The organism is cyanobacterium endosymbiont of Epithemia clementina EcSB (assembly GCF_029919255.1).
In the GTDB taxonomy this organism is placed as follows: Bacteria; Cyanobacteriota; Cyanobacteriia; order Cyanobacteriales; family Microcystaceae; genus Rippkaea.
Genome location: NZ_CP123991.1, coordinates 1,085,767 through 1,103,927 on the forward strand (window position 1 = coordinate 1,085,767; position 18,161 = coordinate 1,103,927).

Sequence of the window (18,161 nt, forward strand, 5' to 3'; positions counted from 1 at the left end):
AGTGACTAAGATACTTACTTAAGTTTTTAATCTTTATCAGTGGGCAAACCTAACTTTTGTTTGAGGTGGAACCATTTAGTCCGTAACTTCCAAAATTTACTAGTTTTCATGGCCTCTATTTTTGTTTGTGCTATATTTAATTGTTCTTTCAAACTGACAATGTTGTCAACATTAGTAATATAGGATCGAGACTGTTGATGATATTGTTCTAATTCTCCCTTATATTGTTCAACAAGCACATTGGTAATATTTAATTCCTGTTCAATTTTTTCTAAAAGACTATTAGATTGTTTTAACAAAGATTGTTGCTTTCTCAACAATTTCCAAATGGGTGAGACGGGCGTTATTTCTCCTGTTCTGATTTTCTCAGAGGTTTCCAGAAAAACATCAGCCACAATATTAGCCATATTTGACCATGAAAAGTGTTTAGTTTGAGCAAATCCCGCCTCAATTAAATGTTGACGAATTTCAACATTTTGAATTTTATATAACGCTTCAATTAGCTCATATTCATTGAGTTCATTAAGGTAATAAGCTGCCTCACCTCCTACTTCACTCAAAGAAGAATTACGACTAGTAATCACAGGACAACCACAAGCCATTGCTTCTAAAATTGGTAAGCCAAACCCTTCATATTTAGACGGGCATACATAAGCTACAGCAGCAGAATACGCAGCTTTTAACTCTTCATCAGTTAGAGGAGCAACAAAAGTTTCAATTCCCTCTGCGAGTGCTGTTAACTCAGGTTCTAATTCTGGTTTACCTCCTACACAAAAAATAGTCAATTGTTGTTTATCAACCAATTTAGATAAAGTTCTAAATACATAGATTGCATTTTTATAACCATTTAATCCCATTCTTTCTCCTACTAAAAGTAGATATGGTTTTCTGACGTTATATTTTTGTCTAAATTGATTGATCTCTTGTTCTTTTGCCGGAGCAAAAATAGGTTTTATTCCACAATTAGCAATGGTTATTTCATTAGGCGAAATATGGGGGAAAAAGTGAGTAAGATCATAAGCGGTATTTTGAGAAATTGCCAAGTAACTAGAAGCGTGCATGATGCCATAGTACTTCTCCTTCCAGCAAACTTCCTCTAAATTAGCCCCAATCACTTCAGGAATCATATCATGAGCTAGAAAAACTGACGGGGTAGATAAGGGGGTAGTATAGTAAGTAGAAGTAAATAAATCAGCTCTTTTCTCATCACAAATTTTCTGAAGCATTTGAGCGTCTATATCAGTTTTATCATAGTCATAAGCAGGAACAGGACGATAGCGAATGTTAGGAATTCTCGGAGCAGTTCCTGCTCGGTCTAAAACAATTAAATGTCTATAAAATCCGTTTTCTGACCAGCATTTTAATAAGCTTCTCCAAACTTGAGCAATTCCCGAGTCAGCAAACTGGAAGAAGACTCCATCGATCACAATTTGAGGAAAAGGTTTTTTGACATCCATAGTTTTTTGTTGAATTTCTTTGGAACTTAAGAACCGCCAAGATTGAGAAGTAACATCTTTTTCCATCAGGGGAGCAACACCGCAAATATTTGCTGGTTCAGCAATAGTTTCATCTGTGACCCACGATAAGTAATTTTTTAATAAAACTGGAAACTCAGTTTGTTCTTGCAATCTTTTCCACTCTTGAAGAGCATTTTTATAACCGTAATAACTCTCTTTAAAGTAAAGTTGCCCAGAGGTAACATAAGCGAAGTGTTGGAAAAGTAGTCCGTTTTTCTCAGTTTCATGATGCAAGAAAGGGTTAATTTCAGCAATATCTTTTATTTGTCCATCGGGTTGAGGACGAACCAATCTTGGGGGTTCATGGGCTTGCCAAATATCTCCTGGTTGAAATCGCCAAATTCTTAACCATTCTTGATTAGGGTTTTGAGTATAGCAATGACGACTACTAATAACTAGTTTTTCCCCAACAAAATACCAACACCAGAAATAGGCAGCTGTTTTGTCAGGATACTCATTAAATAATTTTTTAGTTTGAATAATTTGCTCAACAGTCCACAGTTCATCAACATCAATTTGCCATAATAAACATTCTTGGTCGATATTTTCTAAAGGCGCATTTACCATTTCTTTTTTACCATCCCAAAAGGTTCTTTTGGGTTTTCGATAAATTCTAATATTTTCAGGATGTTGCTGTCGTAACTGATCTAAATATTCAGTCGTTCCATCAACACTACGTCCTTCATTATGAATATGACTAAGAATTTCTCCTCCTTTGTTTACACTCCAGGCTGTATCATGTTTTAGTTCAGCCACTCCTTCAACAATGTGCCAGTACCATTGGCAAGGAAGTTGTTTAAAGATATTAATATGATATTCAATAAAAGGTTTTCCATTCAGAACTATGGTAAAAAAGTGGATAGGCTGTTCTTCTACAGTGTTTATAGGAGGTTGAAAAATTGACAAATAATCAACTCTAATAAAAATAGAATAGCCATTACGAAGTGTTGAATTTTGCTTGATTAGTTTATAGTTAGTATCGCAAAGTAAACGATGATGATTTCCCCAATTTTTATAAGTGCAAATATCATCTAAAAGAATTATTTTTGCCCCATATACTTGCTCCAATTCAATATTTCCTGTAAACTCCGAACCATCGATTAGGACGAGATCAAATTTATCAATTGAATTTTCTCTTTTAATTATTTCAATTCCATTATCAGGCACTTGAGAACCCTTAACATAATTAATATCTTGAGATAACCAACTCAAGACTCTTTCTAAAGGATACTTATTTAAAGATGTCTGATGAGAGTGATAAAATTTTCTGACTGTTTCTTCATCAGGAAATTGATCAATAGCAATAGAAGAGACATTGTAGCACCTAACAAATGGATCATCACTATAATGTTGTTTCAAGACATTAAAACGAGTTTGAGATACCTCCATACAAAATAAAGTTGGCTGGTTGGGATTTTCTCGTAACCCTTTAGTCAGGGCTTCTGTACTACCTCTTCCTGAAGAAGAACCTATCTCTAAAACTGTTCTTATTTTACTAAAACGAGCTATTTCTTGAATAGCTTGATAAAATTCATCATTTTTAATTTCAGGAGCTATAATGAGGTTCAGTTCTGATTGTTTTAAATTATTTATCATTTTATTTCTTTTATTAATTAATTATCAAATATAAAATTATTAACGTTTAAGAAAGTTTAACTTTTCCTGTAGTTGTTGATTATCTTGTTTAAGGTTTTTGTATCTTTTTTCTAATCCTAAATATTGCTGTTCAATATAATCTCGGCTTTCTTCAGTGTCAGCTAAGCATTTTCGTAGATTAATCACAAATTCTTGATACTTCAAGATTCTTCTTTTCATCCAATAGGGAGTTTGATAAAGTGGGTGTTGATTTTGAATGTGATAGGATTCAGCCACAGATATTTTGATTTGACTAGATAATCCGCCCGAATAGTAAGAACTAATTAATCTAGGATAGTAACTCAATTTCACCGTCTCATTTTGTGTTAATTTGAGAAACCATTCATAGTCTGATGAAATTTTGTAATTTTCATTGAAAAATCCTATGGTTGAGAAGAAGAGATCAGCTTTTGCAAAACTTGCTTGATGAGGAAGACAGCCACAAACTAGTTCATCAAGGACATTTTCAGGTGTGGGAGGGTTTACACGAATTAAACGTCCTGAAGGATAACGAACCTCTAAATCTCCATAAATAAAATCACTCGAAGGATTTTGCTTGATATAGTTAGCAAGATCAGTAATAACACCGTCATCCACAAAATAATCATCAGCATTCAAAAAACAGATAAAATTTCCCGTTGAATATCTAATTCCTTTATTCATTGCTGAATAAATACCTGAATCAGTTTCACTGACAAACTTAGTTATTCTGTCTAAATATTTTTCGATTATTTTAACTGTACAATCTTGCGATTTTCCGTCAATAATAATATATTCTAAATCTTGGTAAGATTGATTAATTACACTTTGTATTGCTTTCTCTATAAATCTATCTGCATTTTTACAAACTGTAATAACCGAGAATTTTATTTTGTTTGTATCTAACATTAATTAAATAGTAAAACTAGGTTTTCTAATATAATGCTCAAATATTTGTACATTTGTCAAGCCTACCTAAAAAACTTTTTTTAAAATAGGAGATTAGAAACTCTATATACAGACTTAATTGACTCTTAATTATATTATTAAGGGGTATTGATTGAGCTCTATAAATATTTCATAAGTCCTGTAATGATATCTTAACAAATAACAACTTCCAAAAAATATTGAGATAATCTATAAAAATGACATCCTATTAAATAGATAGCAAAATAAAGTAAAAAATATCTTAACATCTCTTATATTATCAAGATCAAGATTTAGTAGCACTAGTTAAACGGGGTTAAAAGAAAAAAAATTGAACAATGAAAGGTTGTTAACTCATAACTATGTTATCCTGACGAGTCAGTTAACTTATCTGGACACCAGAACACAATTGAAAACAGCTCTAGATTGCTCTCAAAAGTTACTTTTAGATTTTAGAAATAAAAGAGACAGAAATAACCTTAAAAATTAATTTTTAAAAATTAAAATATATAGAGATTAAGATATCTATAAATTAATTTATACTGTTTAGTTCAAGGAAAATAAAGTTATAATTTGGTGTTATCAAATTTAGATAGGCAGTAATTTTGTAGTCGAAAAACTCTTATAATAAAGATTGATAATACAAAGGATTAAGTGTTAATATTTAATAAATAACAATATAGACATATTAGGTTCATGAGACTTTACAAAAGATCTCAAGAACGAACCAGTTAGAAGAAAACTTCATAACATTTATTCAAAAAAATATGACTTACTCAGGACTATTGAAATTAGCTTTTTTATGTAAAAAATATTTATTGTCCACGAATATCGTAGATATTTTCTAAATATACTGCAAAAATATAGTCTATTTTTACTTTAAAAAACTAAGTAATAATAGAGTTTTTTAGTAGTAAAATAAAGTTAATTAAAAGTAGATCTATATATTTAGAAAGTTAGTCAATTTTAAACGCAAAGTTTCTTGACTTAGTATTTTACTAGTTCATTCAACAAAAAGCAAAAATTGACGCAAACAGTATTTACTGCTTTGACCAATGTAAAACACCTTCATCGGTAGTGTTATATGTATGAAAATATTAAACTTTTTGGAAAACTACTATCGACATACTATACTATTGTTTGGCTTCAAAACGGCAGGAGTTTAGAGTCTCTATGAGTACAATCGATTGGGTCATTATTTTAATTTATGCAATAGTTGTACTCGGAATTGGAATTGCGGCAAGTCGCAAACAAAACAACACGGATGAATATTTCCGAGGATCACGGCAACTACCTTGGTGGGCAGTTGGCCTGTCAATTGTTGCTACATCTTTTTCAGCAGCTTCACTTCTTGGGGGTCCTGGAGAAGGATATAATCATGGTTTTTTATATCTTCAACTTCAGTTAGGTGATTTGATTGGTTGCGGCCTAGTTATCTTTCTATTTCTACCATTTTTTGTTCGGCTTAATTTAACTACTGCCTATGAATACCTTGAGAAACGTTTCGATGCAAAAACACGCTCTCTGGGTTCATTGTGTTTTCTCTTATTTGTCATCGCTCGGTTAGGAGGACTTTTATATGCTGCATCCCTAGTCGTTTCAATGGTTACGGGACTTTCACTGTATGTTTCAATATTACTCGTCGGCATTGTGTCTGTGGTCTACACTACAGCTGGCGGGATTACGGCAGTTGTTTGGACTGACGTGCTTCAGTTTTTCATGATTTTTGTGGGTTTGGTCGTCGGAATTTGGGCGATTGTATCAAGTGTATCTGGTGGATTTGGACAACTCTGGCGTGTCGCAGAAGAAGGAGGAAAACTGGTTGTAATTAACCTATCCTGGGAACCAAAATCAATCCGTTCCTTACCAACAGCTTTATGCGCTTATGGAGTATTGGCCTTTGCTGTGGCAGGAACAAATCAACAATCTGTTCAACGTTATGTTTCGTGTGCTGATTTGACCTCGGCACGTAAGGCAATTTTGTTGGGATGGTTTTCCGGCTTTGTCGGTGTAGCCGCCACTCTCTTGCTCGGAGTTCTTTTGTTTGCGTTTTATTCCCTAAATACTGGACTACCTGATCATATCAAACCCGATGAAATTCTATCCTATTTTATTGTTAATCAAGTTCCAGCAGGTGCTTCAGGATTTTTAGTTGCAGCTGTCTTTGCGGCGGCCATGTCATCAATTGATTCTGCGCTTCATTCTCTGGCTACTTGCATGACGGTTGACTTTTATCAGCGTTACTCCCCGTCAAAACCCAGCGAGTCTCAATCTTTGAAGGTAGCTCAGGGTTTGATCTTAATTTGGGGTATTCTTGGTATTCTTTTGGCGTTTTATGTTGCTTCAACAGGAGAATCTTTACTTCCATTTTTAATAAAGTATACCGCAATGTTTTTGGGGCCATTACTGGGAATTTTTCTTATGGGAGTTCTTTTTTCTCGTGTTAATGCAACAGGAGCATTTTACGGAACGATTGCTTCGGTTGCTCTTCTTGCGACTAGTTCAACCTTGAAATGGTTTAGCTTTCCAGGAATTTGGCAATCTGCGATTTCGGCTCCCCTTTCGGTTATGTTAGGTTTGTTGATTTCTTCATTAGGTCAACGGCCGGCAAAACATTCTCTCAAAGGGCTTACTCTTTGGACTTAATAAATAATTACCCCGCTAATTTGTTAAATTAGCGGGGTAAAAAGATGAAATTGTTAAAATGTTAAACCATAGATGTTAAGCCAAAGCAGCCATTTTGATCTCATTACTGGTTAAAATGTTCTGTAGTTCTTCGGCATCGACGGTTTCTTTCTCTACTAACATCTCAGCCAATTTATCAAGAATATGATGGTTATTTACTAGGACATCTTTAGCCCTTCTGTAAGCATTATCGACTAACTGGCGAACTTCTTCATCGATCGCGGCAGCCGTTTCATCAGAAAAGTCCCGATCAGAAGCGATGTCACGACCTAAGAAAACATTACCATTTTGTCGACCTAGAGCCACAGGGCCAAGGCGATCACTCATTCCAAAACGAGACACCATTTGACGGGCAACCCGCGCCACCTGTTGAAGGTCATTAGAAGCACCAGTAGTAACTTCTTCTTCTCCAAAGATGATCTCTTCTGCCACACGACCTCCTAAAGCGACGGCCATCTGGTTTTGGAGATACGAACGGGAATATAAGCCTGACTCCATACGATCTTCACTAGGAGTGAACCAGGTCAACCCGCCAGCGCGACCACGAGGAATAATGCTAATTTTCTGTACGGGATCATAGTCAGGCATTAACGCCCCCACTAAAGCATGACCGGCTTCATGATAAGCCACAAGGGTTTTACGTTTTTCACTCATTACACGGTTTTTCTTCTCAGGACCAGCCAAGACACGATCAATAGCATCATTAACTTCATCCATAGAAATTTCTGTTAAATTCCGACGGGCAGCCAGAATGGCAGCTTCATTTAAAAGGTTAGACAGGTCAGCACCTGTAAACCCAGGACTACGACGAGCAATTTTATCGAGGTCAACGTCCTTAGATAAGGTCTTACCACGGGCGTGTACCTTGAGAATTTCTTTACGACCTGCGTAGTCAGGACGATCAACCACGACCTGACGGTCAAAACGACCTGGACGTAATAAAGCCGCATCAAGAACGTCGGGACGGTTCGTAGCAGCAACTATGATAATCCCTGTATTGCCTTCAAAACCATCCATTTCGGTGAGTAATTGGTTGAGAGTTTGTTCCCGTTCATCGTTACCACCGCCTAAACCTGCACCTCGTTGACGACCAACGGCATCAATTTCATCGATGAAGACAATACAGGGGGCGTTGGCTTTGGCTTGTTCAAAAAGATCTCGAACACGAGAAGCCCCGACACCAACAAACATTTCTACAAATTCTGACCCAGAAATAGAAAAAAAAGGAACACCAGCTTCTCCAGCTACTGCCCTAGCTAAAAGAGTCTTACCGGTTCCGGGAGGTCCAACCAAAAGAACTCCTTTAGGAATTTTTGCCCCGATAGCAGTAAAGCGATCAGCATTTTTCAAGAAGTCCACGACTTCAGCTAATTCTAATTTAGCTTGTTCAATACCAGCTACATCCCCAAAGGTAACTTGAGTTTGGGGTTCCATTAATACCCGCGCTTTAGACTTACCAAAATTCATCGCTTGAGAACCAGGTCCACTTTGGGCGCGACGGAGTAATAGGAAAAGTCCTACCAACAACAAAATAGGAAGGAATAGACTACTGGCTACCCGAAACCATAGTCCTTCATCACTTTGAGGTTGAACGGCAATATCGACATTATTTCGGATCAAAATGTTAATTAAGTCAGGATCGTTTGGAAGGTTAACCAATAAAGGTGCACCACCATTGGGGTTAGGAACTCTTGCTTCAGTGCGATCAGCACTTAAAGTAACCCGTGTAATTTTATTATTTTCAACTTTCTTAATGAATTCACTGTAGGTGAGAGGTTCCCGACTTTGAGGTTGTTGATCAAAAAATGCAGAAGCTAAGGCCAATACCACTATTAACAATAGTGCGTATAGTCCAGCATTACGCCATTTTTTATTATTCTTCTTCACGCTGTAAGCCTCCTAGATGAGGGTAAGGGAATCGTTTATTTTTGAATGTACACCAAGGTATTATCTGAATAATACTGGTGGCAATGTTAGAAAACATTCCCGGAAGATAAACATTTGTTAATTTATGTTAATCCTTTTCTGGAACAATTTCCTAATAGATCCTGTTTTGAGTCTAACTAAAAATCGAGTTCGAGTAGCCAATCACTGGTGGTATCTACAGTTTTAACGTAGATTTTTTCAAATTTGTATCTCTTTGAAGGCTTTTTCTCGCTAATAGCTGCGAGCAATTTTTAGATCTATTAGCGAGAAAAAGCCTTTAAAGAAAAGCATTTAACTTAAATAAAAAAGATAATTTTAAGTTTTTTCGTTTATTTATAAATTGTATAGTTTTTGTCTATTAAGGAAATTTGAGCTAAATATTTATAAATTTAAACTCTATTAAAACAGATATATATAGCGTTAATTATTAGACATAAATACTAAGTAATTATTGCCATATATAAGTTTGTTTGATTTCAGACTAAAATCATGCAGTTTTATTAGTTTTTCTTAAAATCAATTAAAAATGATAAACTTATTTTCTTATACTTTATTTTAGAAAGCTGATAGGTTACCATGAATAATAATTTTTCTTAAAAAATATTATTCATGATTATTGTTTAAGTAGAAAAAATGTTTCAAAATATAGTGAGGACAGGAAATATAGATAGATAAGCTAACTTTATTAATTAATAATAAAAATATTTAATTCAGATGATAAAATTCAAGCTGAATATTACTTGTACAAAAAAAAATTAATGTTTAATATGACATCAAAAATTGAACAATAACTTTAATTACCATATGTTAAAATGACAATTCTTTGTCCGGTAATAGAAAACTATCTCCTCCTATTTCCAATACTACTTCTACGTCTAAACTCTTACTAAGAGACATAAGAAAATATCCTTATAGGCGTAAAATTTCATAACTTTTTATTATTGAGCGCTTCTAAATAAAAAATAATTTTTCTCGCTTGCACTAACCTATTTTATTTACAAAATTTTTTCTAAAATATCTAATTAAAATTTCTAATTTTACCCCAAAAAAGCAGATTTTAGACTAAACATAAAACCTATATTGAATTTGACTATAAGGTGACTAAAGCTGGTTGGTTACCTTTAAGATTAAATAAAAAAAGTTGCCTATATATTCTGTCCTTAAAATTGGTTACTTAAATAGAGTGACCAATTTTAGAATGACTTGATATTTATCATCTATTTACAAGCAATTTTTTGTGTAAAACAATAGCTAAATTAAGTTAAGCATGGTCAAACTTTAAGACTAATTAATAGTTTTTTTGTTTTTTTATGTTTAAATAAACCTGTTTATTTAAGGGATTTAAATTTTTAATACTTAGTTACAAGAGTAATTAAGTATTAAAGATGAAAACTATAAGAAACTTTCTAAGTTAACCTCAACACTGAGGTAGACTCATAGAGTCTTTACAAAATCTAACCCGCTCATTGCGTAATAAAACCCAAAACTGGGTATCTTGTTAGTACGACTTGATAAATTAGCAAATGGTTTAGATATCTTGATACTCTGTCCACAAAATTTCTGATTAAAGAAATTATTTCGAATAATTTCTCTAATTTATCCTTAAAATTCTAGAGAATCCCATGAAATCCCCAACATTAACACCTTTCGGTTCTTGGAAATCTCCTATAACTGCGGATCTAATCGTCTCTGGAAGTATCGGACTAGGGGAAGTAACCTTCGATAATGAAGACATTTATTGGTTAGAATCAAGAGCAACAGAAGGGGGACGCAATGTTCTCGTTAAACGTAGTGCTGATGGCCAAATCACAGATAAAACGCCTCAACCATTCAATGTGCAGACCCGTGTTCATGAATATGGGGGAGGAGCATTTTTGATTGTTGAAGGAACTATTTATTTCGTTAATTTTAAAGATCAACGCATCTATAAACAGTTACCCAATAGAGACCCTGAACCTCTAACCCCGGAAAATCGATGCCGCTATGCTGATTTTATCTTAGATTTTTCCAAAAATCGTTTAATTAGTGTGTGTGAAGATCACAGCAACCTAGGAATAGAACCAGAAAATACTTTAGTCAGCATCGACCTCAATACAGGTGAGGTTAATACCCTAGTTTCTGGACATGATTTTTATTCAAGTCCTCGTCTAAGTCATGATGGAACTAATCTTGCTTGGATTAGTTGGAATCATCCTAATTTACCCTGGGACCGAACAGAATTATGGTTAGCAGATTTGGATGAAAATGGTTCTTTAGGGCAGCCAATAAAGATTGCAGGAAGTTATGATGAGTCGATTTGTGAACCCCGATGGTCTTCCGACGGTCAATTATATTTTTCCAGTGATCGCATGGGATGGTGGAATCTATACCGCCATACCCAAAAAGGGGAAGTTGTTCCCCTTTTTCCTCTGAATGGAGAATTTGCTTGTCCCCATTGGGTGTTTGGTCTATCTACTTATACGTTTATCTCGACAAACACCTTGGTTTGTACCTTCTGTCAAGAAGGACAGTGGAATTTAGCTACATTGGATACTGAAAAAAAACAGTTAACGCTTTTAGAAATTCCCTATACTGATATTGCCTCGGTTCAAGCCAAAGACCATCAAGTTGTTTTCACTGGAGGATGTCCCACTAAACCCACAGCAATCGTTCATTTAAACCTAAAAACTGGCGAAACAACTATTCTAAAACAATCTAATGAGCTAGATATCGATGCCGGTCATCTGTCTACCCCTGAAATGATTGTTTTTCCCACCGAAAATGGTTTGACTTCTTATGCTTGGTACTATCCCCCCAACAATAAAGATCACATTTCTTTTAATGGAGAATTACCTCCCCTATTAGTCAAAAGTCATGGAGGGCCTACAGCCTGTGCATCTTCTAGTTTGAATTTACGGATCCAATATTGGACGAGTCGGGGATTTGGTTATCTCGACGTTAATTATGGAGGAAGTACGGGGTTTGGGCGGGAATATCGTCAAAGGTTGGATGGTAAGTGGGGAATTGTGGATGTGGATGATTGTGTTAACGGGGCTAAATACTTAGCAGAACACGGATTGGTTGATGGTGATCGCCTAGCTATTTCTGGGGGAAGTGCTGGGGGATATACTACCCTTGCCGCGTTGACCTTTCGGAATACTTTTAAAGCTGGAGCAAGTTACTATGGGATCAGTGATTTGGAAGCATTGGCTAAAGACACTCATAAATTCGAAAGTCGTTATTTAGACCGATTAATTGGAAAATATCCTGAAGAAAAAGCCATTTATCAAGAGCGGTCACCTATTTATTTTACCGAGAGTTTAAACTGTCCTGTTATTTTCTTTCAGGGATTAGAAGATAAGGTAGTTCCCCCCTCTCAAGCACAAATGATGGTAGATGCTATTAAAGAAAAAGGACTTCCGGTTGCTTATGTTCCCTTTGAAGAAGAACAACATGGATTTCGTCGCGGGGAAAATATTAAACGGGCTTTAGATGGAGAATTTTATTTTTACTCTCGAATTTTCGGCTTTGAACCTGCAGAAAAGTTAGAGCCAATCGAGATTACTAATCTAGTAGGATACCTAAGTTAAAATCTTTGACTATGTTAAGAGTTTTTGTTAACGAAACCTTAAAATCAGAAGAGTTTAACCATTCTACTTACTGCTAAAATCGCTTGATAGAGGGATAAAGTCCTCCACGAGTAGAGAACTTTATCGCCCGAATTTAGATTATCCTACAATGATCATGAGACACGGGAAGGTTTAAGGATATTCACTAACTTTTTGGGACCCAACAAAACTAAAAGTTAGACACTTTAGAAGTGTCTAAGCATAGAATATTACCTCAAAATAATGAACATCTCTGACTATCACTTTTTGTCTATTCTCTCTCGGGAAATCCACTTAGAAAGACTCGGACCGAAGTTATAACCCGAGAAAAAGCTAGAAACTTAAGATCTATACTGATTTTGTCAAGAGAGTGGACTGTACCCCCTTTATAATTCTCATTGAGGAGAGGGAGGAATGTCAACTACGGGACGATTTAACGCGATGGTTAATGGTTCTGCCTCTACATCAGCAAAATTACGAGACAGAGATTGTTTTTCTAGGTAAAAATTATAAATAATTCCCATAACAACTGTTGCGATCACCACACCTCCCCATTGGATAAGTCGTTGGGTTTGGTTTTGACGATCAACTTTCTCGAAAACGCTTTCAGATAACCGTTGAGATGAAACCGGACTTGGGGGAAACGGAATAGTGGGAATCTCCCGTTGTAGACGAGAAAGCTGGATATACAATTGATGAAACTGAGGATCTGTATCAAGTAGTTGCTGTACTTGACGACGTTCTTTGGCTGTTACCTCCCCATCTAAATAGGCACTTAACAACTCAAAACGCTCAAACTGATCCTTCATATCACCCGAATCGGCTGATTGCAAATGCTGTTGTTCAAAGTTAGACATCATGATATACCTCTCCAAGGAGCGAAACCAAATTAGTTGGCTGCGGAGACGGATGCTAATGATAGCATTGTCATGACACCCCTCACAGATTGCCAAAAGGGACAATGGTGTAATAGTCTCGGCTCGTCTTTATTTTAGTCTATATATTGTTGGAGAACTGATTGTAATTTTGTTCTCGCTCTAGCAATACGAGACTTGACCGTCCCGAGGGAAACCCCTGTCATTTGGGCAATTTCTTCGTAGGCCATGCCTTCGATTTCTCGTAGGACAATAGTTATACGAAACGCTTCTGGTAAATCGGCTATCGCTACTTTTAGCCGGTCATAGAACTCACGAGTTGCCAAGTCATCGTCAGGACTGGGGTAATCGGACACAATATCCCATTCAATCTCTCCGTCATCGACGCGTCGAGGAGCATCTAGGGAGATAGGATGACTAACCCGCTTACGTTTACGTAATTCGTCGTAAAATAAATTTGTGGCAATGCGACTCAACCAACCTCGAAATTTTACCGGTTCCTTCAGGCGTTTAATATTGCGATAAACCCTAATCCAAACTTCTTGGGCAAGATCTGCTCTATCTTGCCAATCAGGAGCAAGGTGATAGAGAATCCTATCTACATGAGACTGATAACGACTTAATAGCTCTGAAAATGCTATCCGGTCCGGCTTAAATCCTTCTTGACAGCATAAAATTAGGTCGTAATTAGACAGTCGCTCTGGAGATAGCTTGAGGGAAGCTCGTTTCCCTTCTGCTGTTGACCAAGATGCTGGAATTGCTTGACTCATTAGGTTACCCGATGCGTGACTACTCCTCACATTAATTCTCCGAGACGAATTATTTGATTATAAGGTTCCCATTAACAATTGTTTGTCAATCGAAAGCTAAGGATATTAGTAAAGTGGGCATCTTTTCAGAAGATGTCTTTTTTCAATTGTTTTTTAGCTAGCAACAATTGTAAACTTAAAATAACGTTTGATTACTTCATCTAACTATTCATAAATTTGTCAAACTGCTAACGAGAAAACTATTATGAAATTAAATTCCAAGAGTAGATACAAAATGGCTGAATTTAGTTGATAGACATTTTGCTAAAGGTACATGGCTGCCTAAAAAAAGTTTAATTGATAGAAGATTATGGCAGATAGTATCATAGCAAAGATCTAAAAATTATTTCAAAATTTATTAAAAAACATTTACTAAATTAATTCTAAATAATTAAGTTAGTAGAGAGATTATAGATGTTAGTAGATGAGCCTTAAGTTAATGAGTATTTTAAAAAAATTATGAGATAGAATAAAGAATTTAAAATTTAACTCATTTTAATTCATAAAACTTACCATATTTTTTCCAAAAATATGGTAACTAAACTAGTATTAGACGTATTCACTTAATAATAGTCTAATTTTAGATTAGATTGCTGTTATTTTAGTTAACTCTAAAGTAGAGAAATGGACAATCAGTAAGGGCTGAAGCACCCATTACTGATTTACTTCATTGATTTTTGGCTTGGCACTTCTGATATTTCTAAAAATTTTTAAATATCACCACGAATTTCTTCAACAACTCCATCACGAACCACAATTTCTATATTCAACTTTTTGAGTAAATTATCTCCTTTTTCCAAACGGAAAAAACTTTCCATCTGCCCTTGAACCACTTCCTGATCTAACTCCAACAATTGAACCTGCTGCATTTGCTGTAAAAACTGATTTTTACTTTCTAACATCTCGCTTTTTTTTTCATTAATCTGGAGTCGAATGTTATCAATTTGTTCAGTGACTGCTGGTCCCGGGGGAGAGATACTTTGTTTTTGAATTTCTGTGATCGCCCGTTGACCTTGTATTTCAATCTGCTGCATCTGGTCATCAAGTTGAGTAATTTGCGCTTGAAGTTGCTGTTGTGCCTCTTGTTTCCAAGTTGTCGTAACTATTATTTTCAGGGTAATAGGTCGTTTTAGCAGTAAGCTGGTGTTTGCTTCATCCATTGGTTTTCAATCCTTTCATAAATTATTGATGATTAATTAGGAAACTTGCCCATAGTCAAACATCTCGTCAATCATACCCTGATACTGTTGTATAACGACTTGCCGTTTAATTTTAAATGTCTGGGTCATTAAGCCATTTTCCCGCGAAAAGGGTTCTAAAACGAATTTAAAACTTTTTATTTTGTCATCAGGGCGATATCCAGGACGTTTTTTCACCTCTCGACTCAACTCTTCCCGAAATAAAGTTTGTACGGGCTGACTATAAAGATCACTACAGGCAATTTCTTCAGAAGTTCCGGACACATCGGGAAAGTTTAGAGTAATTTGTTGGCTTTGTGCCCACTTGTCTAATGCTTCTAGGTCAGGCACAATCAACGCCCCTAAAGCTTTTCGATCTTGACCTACCAACATAATTTGATCAATGTAGGGACTACGCGTACAAGCGTCTTCAATAGCTTGTGGTTCGATGTTTTCTCCATTACTCAGAACTATTGTATCTTTGGCCCGTCCAGTAATCACTAAATCACCCGTATCAGTTAACCAACCTAAATCCCCTGAATTAAACCAACTGTCATCATTAATAGCTTTGGCGGTAGCTTCGGGGTTTTTATAGTAACCCTGCATCACTTGAGTTCCCCGAATTAATACAAGTCCTCTTTCTCCTTGGGGAACTGGTTGGCCGCTGTCAGGATCAACAATACAAACTTCGGTTTCAGGAATACATTGTCCTGATGATCCGCGTAAGTTGTGACTGTGGGTACGGACGTTGGTAACGGGAGCCGTTTCAGTTAACCCATAACCCACTAAAACGGGGATGTTAACAATTTCGTAAAAGGTATCGATATGTCTAGCCAGAGAACCTCCTCCACTAACGACGGTTTTAAGGTTTCCTCCAACTTCTTGCCGAATTTTACTGTAGATTAGTTTGTCTGCTAACCTATGAAGGGGAGTTAGTAAAGCTGTCTTGATTTTAGCTAAGAGGCGTTCTGCACTAGAAATTTCGAAGTGGTCCAAACTAAGATTATTGGCAATACGTCGGGCGATAATGTACCGTTCTGAAACGGTCAGGAAGAATTGAATAATTTTTTGTTGGATAGAACTTTGTTTCCGAAATTGCTTTTGAATGCCTTCATAAAGGAATTCCCAAAGACGGGGAACTCCCACCATGTGTTGGGGTTTGAATAGTTTGAGATCAGCCTTAAACGTACGAATATTAGTGTAAGTTAGAATACAACCCCGGGAAAGGAGAAAATATTCTACACTACGTTCGTAGGCATGCCATGATGGTAGGATACTAAGGACTCGGTCACCTGGTCTAGGTTGGATAACCGCTTCCAAGTAAATTACCTGATGGAGTAAGTTTCTGTGACACAACATGACCCCTTTCGGTCGTCCGGTAGTTCCGGAAGTATAGATTAGGGTGGCTAGTGTTTCTTTTGTTTGACGAACAGGTTTTAGGGTGGAATGGCTTCCTAATTCCATCAATTCTTGAAAGTTGAAGATTTTGATAATGTCGTCTGAATTTCTTTGTTCATCACTTAACAAAATAATTAGTTCAATAGGCAACCTATTAAGGTCAGACCGGAGTTTAGCTAAAGTTTTTTGGTTTTCTACAATGAGGATTTTACTATCGCTATCACTCAAAATGTAAATTAATTCATCTTTATCGGCTTGGGCCGAACGTACCACATTAGCAGCACCAGCCATCATTGATCCTTGATCGGCTATAAACCAACGGGGGCCATTATCAGCGAAAAGAGCAACTTGTGAGGAAGATTTTATTCCTAAACTTTGTAGTCCTGCGGCGAAGTCTTTAATATTTTGGTACAACTCACCATAAGTTATGCTTACTTTGGGCGTACTATGGGGGTCTTCAAGGGCAACGATATCCTTAAATTTTTTGGCTGTTAGGGGCCAAATTTCAGGTAAGGTATTGATTAATGAATAGTCTGGTTGATTTGTCATCAAATTTAGTTGAAAAATATTTGTCAATCAAATATTAACCCTTTCAGAAGGGTGTATTAACAGTGCACAACTCGTATAGAATTATCGAAATAGGGGTCTGTTTCGATGAAACGAAAGTTTCAATCATCTAATAACAATAGTTAGTTTGAGTCCTTTTGCTTTGTCAGTAAATATTTAGTTATTGTAGAATATTTATCCTCACCCAAGTTTTAAATATAAAAAGTCTAACTGACATAAATTTTATAAACTCGTAAAAAGTTACCAACTAATCATTTTTCTAGAAATTAGAAACCATTAAATATAACAATTTAATCAATAAAAAAAGATAATTTCAATAAAAACCTATCCCCTTAATCATAAGCAATTATGAGTTTTGAATAAAGTGTTACGATTTACTTATAAAGATAACGTTATAACAAAGAAGATGCTCTAAATAATCTTTAGAGCCGTCTTTAAACGAAATGTTCTAGTTTGAGATTCACTTAAGTGAAAAAGTGGAAATCAATAGGACATAATGAGCAATCAACAGACCAACATCATCATTATCAGATCAGGATTATGTTTAATTTTCCAGCAAATATTCTTGTTGTCACGGTAACTAAAGGTCTATTTTATAGAAAAATTCATACTATATGCCAAATTTGGCAAGAATTTTTTCTAGACTATCCTATTGTTGTTTTATCAAGGCTGAATTTTTTTAAAGAGATGGAGAAAAAACTACAGGCTACTAAAATTTTAGCCAGCACAAATGAACGTACCGTAGAAAAAATCCAAAACGTTATGACAATTACATTGGAGGTTTGTGATGGTCTACATTTAGGAACTAATACAAAATCTGCCATGTTAAAACGTGCTTAACCAGAAATGACCATAGTGAAAGTTGATTTTGAGACTACGCCTTAATCTATCAGGATTAGAAGATTTAATGGCTACAGAAGGGGTTAACACCACCCATGTGTTAGTAGACCTGGCGAATCAGCACTAAAGCGCCATTCCCATTGCCTGTCAAGTATTATCGACTCCTAAAGAAACAAACACCCCAGAAGAAGCCGTTCATAAATGGAACGGGATCTAAAACCATAATTTTGTAATTTCA

The 18,161-nt window shown here is 35.8% G+C and carries 10 protein-coding genes; 3 read left to right on the plus strand and 7 right to left on the minus strand.

The features are described from left to right. Nucleotides 1–26 precede the first annotated feature (26 nt). Both P3F56_RS03605 and P3F56_RS03610 read right to left on the minus strand, forming a co-directional pair. Nucleotides 27–3,113 carry a glycosyltransferase family 4 protein gene (locus P3F56_RS03605; protein WP_281153425.1) on the minus strand — a complete coding sequence of 1,029 codons (3,087 nt, stop codon included), beginning with the start codon at nucleotides 3,111–3,113 and terminating at the stop codon, nucleotides 27–29. Nucleotides 3,114–3,152: 39 nt separating this feature from the next. Beyond that, nucleotides 3,153–4,040 (minus strand): glycosyltransferase family 2 protein, encoded by an 888-nt coding sequence (locus P3F56_RS03610; RefSeq protein WP_281153426.1) that lies wholly within the window; start codon nucleotides 4,038–4,040, stop codon nucleotides 3,153–3,155. A 1,191-nt stretch (nucleotides 4,041–5,231) separates the two neighbouring features. Between P3F56_RS03610 and P3F56_RS03615 the strand changes: the two genes are divergently transcribed. After that, on the plus strand, nucleotides 5,232–6,704 hold the full coding sequence (locus P3F56_RS03615) for a sodium:solute symporter (protein ID WP_281153427.1): 1,473 nt from the start codon (nucleotides 5,232–5,234) through the stop codon (nucleotides 6,702–6,704). A gap of 75 nt (nucleotides 6,705–6,779) precedes the next feature. Here P3F56_RS03615 and ftsH3 read toward each other — a convergent pair whose 3' ends face one another. Further along, nucleotides 6,780–8,630, minus strand: coding sequence for an ATP-dependent zinc metalloprotease FtsH3 (gene ftsH3 / locus P3F56_RS03620; RefSeq protein WP_281153428.1), 1,851 nt, complete (start codon nucleotides 8,628–8,630; stop codon nucleotides 6,780–6,782). Between the two features lie 1,661 nt (nucleotides 8,631–10,291). Here ftsH3 and P3F56_RS03625 point away from each other — a divergent pair. After that, nucleotides 10,292–12,238 (plus strand): S9 family peptidase, encoded by a 1,947-nt coding sequence (locus tag P3F56_RS03625; protein WP_281153429.1) that lies wholly within the window; start codon nucleotides 10,292–10,294, stop codon nucleotides 12,236–12,238. A 413-nt stretch (nucleotides 12,239–12,651) separates the two neighbouring features. Here P3F56_RS03625 and P3F56_RS03630 read toward each other — a convergent pair whose 3' ends face one another. The 4 genes from P3F56_RS03630 to P3F56_RS03645 all read right to left on the minus strand — a co-directional run bounded on the left by P3F56_RS03630 (nucleotide 12,652) and on the right by P3F56_RS03645 (nucleotide 17,065). After that, entirely contained in the window at nucleotides 12,652–13,218 is a 567-nt protein-coding gene (locus P3F56_RS03630) for an anti-sigma factor family protein (protein ID WP_281153430.1), read from the minus strand. Between the two features lie 29 nt (nucleotides 13,219–13,247). Next, a complete protein-coding gene (locus tag P3F56_RS03635; protein WP_281153702.1) occupies nucleotides 13,248–13,901 on the minus strand; it encodes a sigma-70 family RNA polymerase sigma factor in 654 nt (217 codons plus the stop codon). A 749-nt stretch (nucleotides 13,902–14,650) separates the two neighbouring features. After that, nucleotides 14,651–15,100 (minus strand): YlqD family protein, encoded by a 450-nt coding sequence (locus tag P3F56_RS03640; protein WP_281153431.1) that lies wholly within the window; start codon nucleotides 15,098–15,100, stop codon nucleotides 14,651–14,653. Nucleotides 15,101–15,136: 36 nt separating this feature from the next. Further along, complete coding sequence (locus P3F56_RS03645) at nucleotides 15,137–17,065, minus strand: long-chain fatty acid--CoA ligase (protein ID WP_281153432.1); 1,929 nt, start codon at nucleotides 17,063–17,065, stop codon at nucleotides 15,137–15,139. Between the two features lie 486 nt (nucleotides 17,066–17,551). On the opposite strand from P3F56_RS03645, the gene P3F56_RS03650 reads away from it, so the two are divergent. After that, nucleotides 17,552–17,923, plus strand: a complete 372-nt coding sequence (locus P3F56_RS03650) for a hypothetical protein (protein ID WP_281153433.1) — start codon at nucleotides 17,552–17,554, stop codon at nucleotides 17,921–17,923. Nucleotides 17,924–18,161: the final 238 nt, after the last annotated feature.

Coding starts and splice junctions, on each gene's coding strand:
- P3F56_RS03605 (WP_281153425.1), bottom strand. CDS start 3,113: ATGATAAATAATTTAAAACAATCAGAACTGAACCTCATTATAGCTCCT.
- P3F56_RS03610 (WP_281153426.1), bottom strand. CDS start 4,040: ATGTTAGATACAAACAAAATAAAATTCTCGGTTATTACAGTTTGTAAA.
- P3F56_RS03615 (WP_281153427.1), top strand. CDS start 5,232: ATGAGTACAATCGATTGGGTCATTATTTTAATTTATGCAATAGTTGTA.
- P3F56_RS03625 (WP_281153429.1), top strand. CDS start 10,292: ATGAAATCCCCAACATTAACACCTTTCGGTTCTTGGAAATCTCCTATA.
- P3F56_RS03635 (WP_281153702.1), bottom strand. CDS start 13,901: ATGAGTCAAGCAATTCCAGCATCTTGGTCAACAGCAGAAGGGAAACGA.
- P3F56_RS03640 (WP_281153431.1), bottom strand. CDS start 15,100: ATGGATGAAGCAAACACCAGCTTACTGCTAAAACGACCTATTACCCTG.
- P3F56_RS03645 (WP_281153432.1), bottom strand. CDS start 17,065: ATGACAAATCAACCAGACTATTCATTAATCAATACCTTACCTGAAATT.